Raw genomic sequence first — 12,016 nt, forward strand, 5'->3', positions numbered from 1 at the left:
GTTTCTTGCGCAAACCCTGTGGTATTGCCCCTGCAAACGCATATGACCCTAGGAGGTTCCCCGCATGACCCGCCCCACGCTCAAGGCCAAGGACGCCCCGGACCTGTCGTCGTTCGACTGGGCCGACCCGTTCCGCCTGATCGATCAGCTGACTGAAGAAGAACGCATGATCTCGGAAAGCGCGCGCACCTATGCGCAGGAGAACCTGCAGCCGCGCGTGCTCGCCGCCTTCGAGAAGGAAGAGACCGATCCGGAAATCTTCCGCGAGATGGGCGAGATGGGCCTGCTGGGCGTCACCCTGCCGGAACAATATGGCGGCATCGGCGCCGGCTATGTCTCCTATGGGCTGGTCGCGCGTGAGGTCGAGCGGGTCGATTCCGGCTATCGCTCGATGATGTCGGTGCAAAGCTCGCTGGTGATGTACCCGATCTATGCCTATGGCTCGGAAGAGCAGCGGATGAAATATCTGCCCAAGCTCGCCTCGGGTGAATTTATCGGCTGTTTCGGCCTGACCGAACCCGATGCGGGCTCGGACCCTGCAGGGATGAAGACCCGGGCCGAGAAGATCGACGGCGGCTATCGTCTGACCGGCACCAAGATGTGGATCTCCAACGCGCCGATCGCCGATGTCTTCGTGGTCTGGGCGAAATCCGACGCCCATGACGGCAAGATCCGCGGCTTCGTGCTGGAGAAGGGCATGAAGGGCCTCAGCGCGCCGAAGATCCAGAACAAGGCCAGCCTGCGCGCCTCGATCACCGGTGAGATCGTGATGGAAGGCGTCGAGGTCGGCGAGGATGCGCTGCTGCCGCATGTGCAGGGGCTGAAGGGGCCGTTCGGCTGTCTCAACCGCGCCCGCTATGGCATCGCCTGGGGTGTCATGGGCTCGGCCGAGACCTGCTGGCACGCGGCGCGCCAATATGGTCTGGACCGCAAGCAGTTCAACCGCCCGCTGGCACAAACCCAGCTTTACCAGAAGAAACTGGCCGAGATGCAGACCGAAATCTCGCTCGGGATGCAGGCGGCGCTGCGCGTCGGCCGGCTGATGGACGAGGCCAAGGCGGCGCCCGAGATGATCTCGATCATCAAGCGCAACAACTGCGGCAAGGCGCTGGATATCGCCCGGATGGCGCGCGACATGCACGGCGGCAACGGCATCAGCCTGGAATTCCAGGTGATCCGCCACATGATCAACCTCGAGACGGTGAACACCTATGAGGGCACCCATGACGTGCACGCGCTGATCCTGGGCCGGGCGCAGACCGGGCTGCAAGCGTTCTTCTGATCGCTTGCGATCACAAGCTTTTGAAAAGGCCGGGGTTTCCCCGGCCTTTTCTCATTTTCACCACTGCGGCAATTCTGCCTGCAACGCCCCTTCACAATCGGGGTGCTGTAAATATATAGAAAACCTAATATGTATTCGATATCCCGCTTTCTGCCCACCATGGCTTGCCAAGCCTGAGGGGCAGGGGATACGCCCCCGCGTTGGCGCGCGGACAGAAGGAAAGGACATTCTTTGACCACCTCTTCCTCCAGCCTGGCGCGGCTGAAATCCTATCTTCCGATCCTGGACTGGGGCCGCAGCTACGGCCGGACCGAGCTGACCGGCGATCTGATCGCGGCGGTGATCGTCACCATCATGCTGATCCCGCAATCGCTGGCCTATGCGCTGCTGGCCGGGCTGCCGGCGCAGGTCGGGCTCTATGCCTCGATCCTGCCACTGGTCTTCTATGCGATCTTCGGCACCAGCCGGGCGCTCGCGGTCGGGCCAGTGGCGGTGGTTTCGCTGATGACCGCCTCGGCCCTGGCGCCGCTGGGCTTGCAGAGCGTCGCCGATTACACCGCCGCCGCCGCCGTTCTGGCACTGGTCTCGGGTCTGATCCTGCTGGCCATGGGGCTGCTGCGGCTGGGGGTGGTGGCGAATTTCCTGTCGCATCCGGTGATCGCGGGCTTCATCACCGCCTCGGGCATCCTGATCGCGGCGAGCCAGGCGAAACATATCCTCGGCATCAAGGCCGGCGGTCATACGCTGCCGGAAATCCTGACCGAGATCATCCGGCAACTGCCGAATGTGAACTGGCCGACGCTGGTGATCGGGTTGATCGCGCTGGGGTTCCTGTTCTGGGTGCGCAAGGGGCTGGCAGGGCTTTTGAAAGCCACCTTCGGGATCAGCGCCAAGACGGCTTCGACCATCGCGCGGGTGGGGCCGGTCTTTGCCGTGATCGGCACCACCGTCGCCGCCTGGGCGCTGGATCTGCCTGGCGCCGGTGTCGCCGTGGTGGGCCAGGTTCCGACCGGGCTGCCGCCGCTGGGCCTGCCGACCATCGACTTCGGCACGCTGGGGGCGCTGCTGGTGCCGGCGATCCTGATCTCGATCATCGGCTATGTCGAAAGCGTCTCGGTCGCGCAGACGCTGGCGGCCAAGCGCAAGCAGCGCATCGAGCCCAATCAGGAGCTGATCGCGCTGGGGGCTGCCAATATCTCCTCGGGCCTGTCGGGCGGCTATCCGGTGACCGGCGGCTTCGCCCGATCGGTGGTGAACTTCGACGCGGGGGCCGAAACGCCGGCGGCTGGCGCCTTTACCGCCGTGGGGCTGCTGCTGGCCGCGCTGTTGCTGACGCCGCTGCTGTTCTTCCTGCCCAAGGCGACGCTGGCCGCCACCATCATCGTCGCGGTGCTGTCGCTGGTCGATTTGCAGATCCTGAGCCGCGCCTGGGGCTATTCCAAGGCGGATTTCACCGCCGTGCTGGTCACCATTCTGCTGACCCTTGGCGTCGGGGTGGAAATCGGCGTGGCGGCCGGGGTTCTGGTGTCGCTGGCGCTTTTCGTCTGGAAGACCTCGCGGCCACATGTGGCCGAGGTCGGGCAGGTGCCGGGCAGCCAGCATTTCCGCAACGTGCTGCGTCACAAGGTGATCACCGATCCCGCCGTGCTGACGCTCAGGATCGACGAAAGCCTCTATTTCGCCAATGCGCGACGGATGGAGGATCTGATCCTCGCACGGGTCTACCGCAACAAGGATGAGATCAAGCACGTCGTCCTGATGTGTTCGGCGGTGAACGAGGTGGACCTGAGCGCGCTGGAGTCGCTGGAGGCGATCAATCACCGGCTGGCGGACCAGGGTATCAAGCTGCATCTGTCCGAGGTGAAGGGCCCGGTGATGGACCGGCTGAAGTGCAGCCATTTCCTCGACGAGCTCAGCGGCCAGGTGTTCCTGTCGCAATATGATGCCTTCGTCGCGCTGATCGAACGCGAACATGCGCCCGGCGGCAGCAAGAGCGCGGCCTAGAAAACAGGGGGTAACGGAACGTCCGTTACCCCCATCTTTGACCCATACGATTATCTCATAATCAGTATTATGTAATTATTTACCACAGACAGACGCCCAGGAACCTTCCTTATCCATCTGAAATTCAACAATTTCTCAAGGTTTTGAGGCGCGCCCCGCAACCACCCGAGCACAAGCTTTCCCTGTGGTCATGCGGAATACCATTCCGATGTGCGGTATTGGCACGTCTGACAATCCCGTCTAACCTTCTGCCCGGAGGAGCAAGAGTCGCGCCGTTCTTTGGCGTCGACCTGGTTTGTTTGGGAGGACAACCATGCACAACAAAACCGCCCTGCGGATGCGGGAGCTGCGCAGATGACGGCATTGTCGTTTCAGGACGCGGTGGCTGCGGTCACTGCTGAAAATCCGATCTTCGAAACCACCGAAGTCGACATCCGCGGTGTGACCTACAAGGCCTTCGCCAATACGCCGCAAACGATCCGCGAGCTGCTGCAGCACAGCCGCGCCGCTCAGGGCGATGGTGCCGCAGACTATCTGGTCTTCGGCGACGAGCGCTGGACCTATGATGAATTCTGCAACGATATCAAACGCCTCTCTGCCGTTCTTTCGGAACGTTTCGGCGTCGGAAAAGGTGATCGCGTCGGCATCGCCATGCGCAATTGTCCCGAGCTTTTGCTGGTCTTCATGGCCACGGTTTCGCTCGGTGGCATTGCCGTCTTCCTGAACGCCTGGTGGACCACGGAAGAACTGGAGTATGCGGTTCAGGACGCCGACGTTCACCTGATTTTCGCCGATGCCAAGCGGTTGGAGCGTCTGCGGCCGCTGGCCCGGGATCGAAAGCTGCAGCTGATTGGCGTTCGCGACGCCGAAGCCATTGGCGATCAAGGCTTTTCCGATCTGATGGCGGATCAGCAACCGGCCGATTGGCCGACCGTCGACATCCATCCTGATGACGATTTCACCATCATGTATTCCTCCGGGACGACGAGCGCGCCCAAGGGCGTGGTGCAGACCCATCGCGGCGCGGTGAACGCCGTCTATAGCTGGTTGATGGCAACGCTCGTGGCCCCGAAACTCAATCCCGGCAAGGTAACGCCGACGCCCGCGCCACGTTCTGTTGGCTTGGTTGCGACGCCGCTGTTCCATGTCACGGCAACACACCCGATCTTTCTGCTGAGCCTGCCGGCGGGCGCCAAGCTGGTGGTGATGGATCGTTGGGATGCCGAGGCTGCCGTTCGTCTGATCAGGGATGAGAAAATCACACGTTTTCTGGGTGTTCCAACCCAAAGCGCAGATCTGATCGAGGCCGCTCGCCGGATGGGAGAGACGCTGGAAACGCTCGACTACATTGGCGCCGGTGGAGCCAAACGCCCCGCCTCCCAAGTCGGCGAGTTGCATGAGAGCTTTCCCACGGCGGATGTCGCCACCGGCTGGGGCATGACCGAGACAAACGCGCTCGGAACCGGGATGCAGGGACAGGATTATCTTTCTCGCCCCGGCGCGGCCGGACGGCTGTATCCACCTGTTCAGGAATTGCGGTTTCTTGACGACGACGGTCAGGATGTCCCGCAGGGAGAGGTCGGCGAGATTGCGGTAAAAAGCCCCTGCAACATGCGTTGCTACTTGAATAAACCGGCTGAAACCGCCGCCACTTTGCAACAGGGATGGCTGCGCACCGGCGATCTTGGCCAGATCGACGAGGACGGCTTTGTCACCATCGTCGATCGCAAGAAGAACATCATCATCCGCGGCGGCGAGAATATCGCCTGTCTCGACGTCGAAGGCGCGCTGCACCGTCATCCGGCGGTGGCCGAGGCCTGCGCCTTCGCCCTGCCGCACGAGCGGTTGGGTGAAGTCGTCGGCGCCTGCGTGCAACTGCGCCCGGGCCATAGCGCCGAGGAGGCCGATATCCAAGCCTTCCTGCGCGACCATATCGCCCATTTCAAGGTGCCAGAACGCATCTGGATGCAAGCGGAACCCCTGCCCCGTGGCGCCACCGACAAGATCGACCGGCGTGGCCTCCAGGCCGCCTGTCTGACCGCGCAGACGGTCTGAGAAGAGCATAAGGAACAAGGAACATCCAAATGAGTTTATTCGATCTTTCTGGAAAGGTCGCGCTGCTGACCGGGGCCTCCAAGGGCATGGGTCAACAGATGGCCACTGCACTGGCCGAACAGGGCGCGACAGTGGTGATCTCGGCGCGCAAGCAGGACCGGCTGGACGAGGCCGCAGCCGAGATCAACGCCGCCGTCGGCGCCGAGCGCGCGATTCCGGTGGCTTGCAACGTCGGCTACAAGGATCAGCTCGCCGCGCTGGTCGAAACCGCCCGCGCCAAGGCCGGGCCAATCGACATCGTGGTGGGGAATGCGGGGGTGAACCCCTACTATGGCCCGACCTCGGAAATCCCGGACGAGGCTTATGAAAAGACCATGAAGGCCAACGTCCAGTCGAACCTGTGGCTGGCGCAGCTGGTGGCGCCGGACATGGCGGCCAAGGGCAAGGGCTCGATGATGTTCACCTCCTCTGTCGGGGCCTTCAAGCCTTCGCTGACGCTGGGCACCTACGGCATGTCGAAACTGGCACTGATCGGTCTGGTGCGCAATCTGGCCGCCGAATTCGGCCCCAAGGGCATCCGGGTGAACGCCATCTGTCCCGGGCTGATCCGCACCGATTTCGCCCGCGAGCTGTGGGACAAGCCCGAGGTGGCGGCGAAGATCACCGCCGAGATTCCGCTGCGGCGCCTGGGGGAACCCGAAGATTTCAAAGGCTTGGCGGTCTTTCTTGCCTCGGACGCCAGCCGTTACATGACCGGCCAGGCGCTGACCGTCTGCGGCGGCTCGAACATGTGGGCATAAGGAGCAGAGCATGGATATCAAGGACAAGATCGTCGTCGTCACCGGAGCGGCCAGCGGCATCGGCACCGCATTGGCGCGCCGCTTCGCCGGGGCCGGCGCGAAATGCGTGATCTGCGCCGACCTGAACCTCGCCGGGGCCGAGAAGGTCGCGGCAGAGATCGGCGGCGTCGCCATGGGCTGCAACGTCGGTATCGAGGCCGAGATCGCCAGCCTGATCGACAAGGTGGAAAGTGAAATCGGGCCGATCGACCTGTTCTGCTCGAACGCCGGCATCCTGATGATCGGCGGCGTCGAGGTTCCGGACAGCGAATGGCAACGGATCTGGGACATCAACGTCATGGCCCATGTCTGGGCGGCGCGCCATCTGGTGCCGCGGATGACGGCGCGCGGCGGCGGCTATCTGCTGAACACCGCCTCGGCCGCCGGGCTGCTGAACCAGGTGGGATCGGCTCCCTATGGCGTCACCAAGCACGCCGCCGTGGGCCTCGCCGAATGGCTGGCGCTGACCTATGGCGATCAGGGCATCAAGGTCTCGGTGCTCTGCCCGCAGGCGGTGCGGTCGGAAATGACCCGCGGCCACGAGGAAGGCGTCGCCGCCATGGACGGTATGCTTGAGCCCGAAGTGGTGGCGGAGGCCTGCCTCAAGACGATCGAGGCAGAGACCTTCCTGGTGTTGCCGCACCCGGAGGTGCTGGATTACATGCGGCTGAAGACGACCGATTACGACCGCTGGATCGGCGGCATGCGCAAGTTGAACCGGCGCTTCGGCGGCAGGGTCGAAGGCAAGGTGTAAGCCCGTCGCGCGGTGCCCGCGAACAGGGCATCGCGCGCCTCCTCGTCGTAGGCGGCGGCGATCTTCTTGAAACCGTTCCACAGCACCGGATAGGAAATCGCGGTGCGGTCGACCGGAAAGTTGCTTTCGAACATGCAGCGATCGGCGCCGAAACAGCCGATCATGTGGTGATACCACCCCCCCTGCGCCGCGACGAAGTCGTCCGAACCGGGCGGCTGCTCGGCCGCAAGCCACCCCCAGCCGTTGTCCGGCATCGCCAGACCGCCCAGCTTGGCCACAACATTCGGACAGGCGGCGAGCGCCTCCATATCCTTCCGCCACCTTGCAAAGATCGCCTCGCGCTGGCCGGTGAAGCGGCCGACGCCAAGCGGCGTGCTGAAATGGTCGAGGATGATGGTCGTTCCCGGCACCGCCTTGACCAGGTCGAGGAAATCCTCGGCCTGATGGTGGTAATGCCAGGTGTCATAGGTCAGCCCCCGTTCGCCCAACCGCGCCAGACCGCGGCGGAAATCGGGATCGGCATAAAGCCCCGGCGCACCGCGGCCGGGGATCGCCAGAGCGCCCGGTTCCGGATCGCAGGCGCCGGATTGCCGGATCCCCTTCACCAGCCCCTGCCCGGCCTCCAGATGCGCGTCGATGACTGCATCCAGATCGGGATCACGCAGATCGGCAAAGGCGATGATGCCGCTGATCTGCGCGGGGTCGCCTTCCGTCTCGCGCGCCATGTCGGCCACCCGCGCGGTTTCGCCCACCGGGGCAAAGCGCGCATCTGCCGCCGGGTCGTAATAGGACCGGCATTCGATATAGACCGTCTGCACCACCTTGTGGCCCGCCTGGGTATCGGCGCGCAGTTGCTCCAGCTCGTAACCGGTGCCGCCGCGCTGCCACAGGTGGTGGTGCGGATCGACGATCTCGCGCTCGGGGTCGAGCACCTCTTCCCGCACCTGCGCAAGCCACTCCTCACGCAGCTCCATGCCCGGAACCCAGGTCATTTGCGCTTATGGGCCCGCATCAGCCCCTCCTGCGCGACGCTGGCCACCAGCTTGCCGTCCTGGGTGAAGATCATGCCACGGTTGAACCCGCGTCCGCCGCCGGTAAAGGGCGCGTCCATCGTGTAGAGATGCCAGTTCTCCAGATGGATCGGGGCATGGAACCACATGGAATGATCAATGCTTGCGGTCATCATCTCGCCGGTGAACCAGGTCAGCCCATGCGGACGCAGCGAGGTTCCCAGCAGATACATGTCCGAGGCATAGGCCAGCAGGCATTGCTGGATCGCCTCGCTTGTTCCGGCGGCGGCGCGCATCCGGACCCAGATGTGGTTACGGTCATCCGCCGGCTTCGGCGTGATCATGTCGCGCGGCTCGATCTCGCGGATCTCGATCGGTCGCTGGCGCAGGAAATCGCCGCGCAGCTTTTCCGGGATCTGGTCGACCCATTGGCGGCGCAACTCGTCCCGGTTCAGCAAGCCTTCGGGGCCGGGAACCTGGGGCATCTGGTGCTGATAGTCCCACCCCTCTTCCGCCACCTGGAAAGAGGCGGACATGTGAAAGATCTGCTTGCCGTGCTGGATCGCCACCACCCGCCGGGTGGTGAAGCTGCCGCCATCGCGGGCGCGGTCGACCTCGTAAATCACCGGGATCGACGGGTCGCCTGGCCGCAGGAAATAGGCGTGCAGCGAATGGCAAAGCCGATCCGGCACGGTGCGATAGGCAGCGGCCAGGGCCTGGGCGATCACATGGCCGCCGAAAATCCGCCTCGAGGTCTCGCCCCCGGTGCCGATGCCCCGGAAAAGGTCGACCTCGAGCTGTTCGATATCAAGGAGGTTCAGCAGCTCCGTTGCAACATCGGTCATGAGGCCTCCCGCTGCGCCTCGGCCCGCTCGCGGGCCTCCGCATAGGCGATGAAGGCGTTGAAACTGTCGGGGTTGCCCATGGAGTCCCGGTTCACGACAGACTCGGGCTTCGCCCCCAGCAGCAGTTTCTTGACCGGCACTTCCAGCTTCTTGCCCGAGAGCGTGCGCGGGATCTCGGCCACCTGGATGATTTCATTGGGGATGAAGCGCGCCGAAATCGCGTGGCGGATCGCGCCGTTGATCTTGTCCTTCATGGTGTCATCCAGCACCAGACCCGGCGCCAACACCACGAAAAGCGGCATGAAACTGTCGCGGCCCAGGAACTCAAGATCGACGACCATCGAGTCCAGAACCTCTTCCAGCCCCTCGACCGCGCGATAGATCTCGGACGATCCCAGCCGCAGCCCCTTGCGGTTGATGGTGGCATCCGACCGGCCATAGATCACCGCGCCGCCTTCCGGGGTGATTTCGATCCAGTCACCATGGCGCCAGATGCCCGGATAGGTGTCGAAATAGCTGTCATGCAACCGCGATCCATCCTCGTCGCCCCAGAAATAGAGCGGCATCGACGGCAAGGGTTCGGTGCAGACCAGTTCGCCCACCTCGCCGATCAGCTCATGGCCCTGATCATCGAAGGCGCGCACCGCATTGCCGAGCGACCGGCACTGCATCTCTCCGGCGCGGACCGGCAGCATCGGGTTGCCACAGACGAAGGCGCCGGCGAGATCGGTCCCCCCCGAGATCGGCGCCAGCCAGATGTCGGGATCGACCGCATCGTAGATCCAGTCATAGCCGTCCGAGGTCAAAGGCGATCCGGTGGTGCCGAGCGAGCGAAGCGCGCTCAGGTCCAGCACCTCGCGCGGGCGGATGCCGGCCTTGATGCAGACGGTGATATAGGCGGCACCGACCCCCAGATAGGTCAGCTTTTCATCCGCCGCATATTGCCAGAGCGCCAGCATGTCGGGCTGGTTCGGCGCCCCATCGAACAGGGCCAGCGTTGCGCCCTGCCCCAGCGCGTTCAATTGCGCGTTCCACATGATCCAGCCCGAAGAGGTCAGCCAGCAGAACCGGTCCTGATCGGTCAGATCCTGATGCAGCGACTGCTTGCAGCCCTCGAGGATGATGCCGCCATGGCCGTGCTCGATCGGCTTCGGGTTGCCGGTGGTGCCCGAGGAATAGACGATCCACAGCGGATGGTCGAATTCCACCTGTTCGAAATAGGGCGCGGCATCGTCGCCGGTCAGATCGTCCCAGCCGATCATGCCCTCGGGCAGATCGCCCACCACCGGCAGCATCACCCGATGCTCCAGCGTCGGCAGGCCCGCGAAGATCTCGGCCAGCACCTCGCGCCGGTCGATCATCTTGCCGGCGTGGACATAGCCGTCCTGCGCCACGATCAGCTTGGGTTCGATCTGGCGGAAGCGGTCGAGGATGGCGACATGACCCATGTCGGGGGCGCAGAGCGACCAGATGGCGCCGATGCTGCTGGCCGCAAGGCAGGCGATCAGCGCATGTTCGGTATTGGGCAGGATGGCAACCACGCGATCGCCCTTGCCCAGCCCCAGCGCACGGAAGCGCGCGGCGACGCTGGCCACCTGACCGGAGAGTTCGCCCCAGGTCATTTCCTTCCTCGGGAAGGTCTCGGACTTGACGATCAGCGCCTGGGCGTCGGGCTTCTCGTTGGCGGCGCGCAGCATCACCTCGGCGAAGTTCAGCCGCGCCCCGGGGCCCCAGACGGCGCCGGGCATCTTGCGTTCGGCCAGCATCTTTTCAGGCTTCACGCTGGCGGGGATGTCGAAGAAATCCCAGATCGCCCACCAGAAGCTTTCCAGATCGGTCACGCTCCAATCCCAGAGCGTGTCGTAATCGGCAAAGGTCAGGCCATGCTTATCTTCGAGAAAGCGGATGAAGGCGGCCATGCGGGTGGCATCGGCGCGGGCTTGGGTCGGGGTCCAGAGGACAGGATGTTCGGCGCTCATTCAACGATGGCTCCATGCAGCAGGGCTTTGAGTTCGGCGCGGCTCGGGTAAGAGCTGGACGGGGCGAGCTGGGTGAAGAACACCACAGAGACGTCCAGAACCCGGTCGATCCAGAAGAAGGTCGAGGCCATTCCGCCCCAGGAGAAATCGCCCACATTGCTGGGCACTCCGGTCCGTCCCGATTCCAGAACCACAGAGCCGCCGATGCCGAAGCCCATGCCCTCCATCGGTTGTTCCGCAAAGCTGCGCTGCCCCATCGAGGCGATATCGCCGGGCAGATGATTGCGCATCATGAACTCAAGCGTCGAGGGACTGAGGATGCGCCCGCCCGCCGCCGCCCCGCCGGAGCGGAGCATTTCGACGAATTTCATGTAATCGTCGATGGTGCCGACAAGACCGCCGCCGCCCGAATGCAGCGTGGCGATCTCGAACGGCGATTTGCCGGCGCGGTCGGTCAGCCGCAGGCTGTCGCCGCCGGTCGCCGCCGAATTCAGCGCCATCGCGTCCCCCGTGAGCGGGGTATAGAGCGAGGCAAAGCGATCGCCCACGCCTTCCGGCACGCGAAAGCCGGTTTCGGTCATGCCGAGGGGAGCGAAGATCTCTTCCTCGAAGAACTGCGCCAGCGACTTGCCCGAGGCGACCTCGACCACCCGGCCGAGGATGTCGATGCCGACGGAATATTCCCAGCTCGTCCCAGGCTGGAACGACAAGGGCAGCGCCGCTACCCTGTCGGCCTCGTCGGCGAGGGTGCCGCGATGCGGTTTGAACAGGATGTCCTGTTCGTCCATCGCCTTGGCCAGAACGCCGGGGTTGAACGGATAGCTCAACCCGCTGGTATGGGTGGCAAGCTGTTGCAGCGTCGGCGCGGCGCTGGGTTCGGTCTGGTCGATCCGGGTGGCGCCGGGGATCAGCGCCTGCATGTCCTTGAAGGCCGGAATGAAATCCGAGACCGGCGCGCTCAGCGGGAAAAGCCCGCGCTCGACCAGCATCATCAGCGCCACCGAGGTGACCGGCTTGGTCATCGAATAGATCCGCGCCAGCGTGTCGCGGGTGAACGGCAGCGCGTCCTCGCGATTGCGTTCGCCGGTCGCGTTGAAATAGACCTCGTCACCGCCGCGCGCGATCAGGACCGAGCTGCCGGGATATTTCCGATCCTCGACATAGCCGTCCATCCAGTCGGCAATGCGTGCCAGACGGGCCGGGTCGAAACCGCGATCCTGCGGTTTTGCCACTTGCATGAATTGTCTC

9 protein-coding genes are annotated in these 12,016 nt (G+C 64.0%); 5 read left to right on the forward strand and 4 right to left on the reverse strand.

What is annotated here, in order from left to right; all coding sequences use genetic code 11:
* Positions 1–64 precede the first annotated feature (64 nt).
* The 5 genes from ACN0V4_RS10880 to ACN0V4_RS10900 all read left to right on the forward strand — a co-directional run bounded on the left by ACN0V4_RS10880 (position 65) and on the right by ACN0V4_RS10900 (position 6,934).
* Positions 65–1,282: an acyl-CoA dehydrogenase gene (locus ACN0V4_RS10880; protein WP_417675939.1), complete on the forward strand. Its 1,218-nt coding sequence runs from the start codon at positions 65–67 to the stop codon at positions 1,280–1,282.
* A gap of 231 nt (positions 1,283–1,513) precedes the next feature.
* Positions 1,514–3,286 (forward strand): SulP family inorganic anion transporter, encoded by a 1,773-nt coding sequence (locus ACN0V4_RS10885; protein WP_417675941.1) that lies wholly within the window; start codon positions 1,514–1,516, stop codon positions 3,284–3,286.
* Between the two features lie 354 nt (positions 3,287–3,640).
* Positions 3,641–5,341 (forward strand): class I adenylate-forming enzyme family protein, encoded by a 1,701-nt coding sequence (locus tag ACN0V4_RS10890; protein WP_417675943.1) that lies wholly within the window; start codon positions 3,641–3,643, stop codon positions 5,339–5,341.
* Between the two features lie 29 nt (positions 5,342–5,370).
* The gene (locus ACN0V4_RS10895; protein WP_417675945.1) at positions 5,371–6,141 is read left to right on the forward strand and encodes an SDR family NAD(P)-dependent oxidoreductase; all 771 of its coding nucleotides are present in this window, start codon (positions 5,371–5,373) and stop codon (positions 6,139–6,141) included.
* A gap of 10 nt (positions 6,142–6,151) precedes the next feature.
* Entirely contained in the window at positions 6,152–6,934 is a 783-nt protein-coding gene (locus tag ACN0V4_RS10900) for an SDR family oxidoreductase (RefSeq protein ID WP_417675947.1), read from the forward strand.
* On the opposite strand, the gene ACN0V4_RS10905 is transcribed toward ACN0V4_RS10900, so the two are convergent.
* From ACN0V4_RS10905 to ACN0V4_RS10920, 4 genes are read right to left on the reverse strand one after another with little or no spacing between them, the layout of a single operon-like run.
* Positions 6,862–7,926 carry an amidohydrolase family protein gene (locus ACN0V4_RS10905; protein WP_417675949.1) on the reverse strand — a complete coding sequence of 355 codons (1,065 nt, stop codon included), beginning with the start codon at positions 7,924–7,926 and terminating at the stop codon, positions 6,862–6,864. The two genes, ACN0V4_RS10900 and ACN0V4_RS10905, sit on opposite strands and share 73 nt — an antisense overlap.
* A complete protein-coding gene (locus ACN0V4_RS10910; protein WP_417675951.1) occupies positions 7,923–8,789 on the reverse strand; it encodes an acyl-CoA thioesterase in 867 nt (288 codons plus the stop codon). The genes ACN0V4_RS10905 and ACN0V4_RS10910 overlap by 4 nt, the downstream gene beginning before the upstream one ends.
* Complete coding sequence (locus ACN0V4_RS10915) at positions 8,786–10,768, reverse strand: acetoacetate--CoA ligase (RefSeq protein ID WP_417675953.1); 1,983 nt, start codon at positions 10,766–10,768, stop codon at positions 8,786–8,788. Before ACN0V4_RS10915 ends, ACN0V4_RS10910 begins: the two co-directional genes overlap by 4 nt.
* Positions 10,765–12,006 carry a serine hydrolase domain-containing protein gene (locus ACN0V4_RS10920; protein ID WP_417675955.1) on the reverse strand — a complete coding sequence of 414 codons (1,242 nt, stop codon included), beginning with the start codon at positions 12,004–12,006 and terminating at the stop codon, positions 10,765–10,767. The genes ACN0V4_RS10915 and ACN0V4_RS10920 overlap by 4 nt, the downstream gene beginning before the upstream one ends.
* Positions 12,007–12,016: the final 10 nt, after the last annotated feature.

Source organism: Pseudodonghicola sp., assembly GCF_048268305.1.
Classification (GTDB): Bacteria; Pseudomonadota; Alphaproteobacteria; order Rhodobacterales; family Rhodobacteraceae; genus Pseudodonghicola.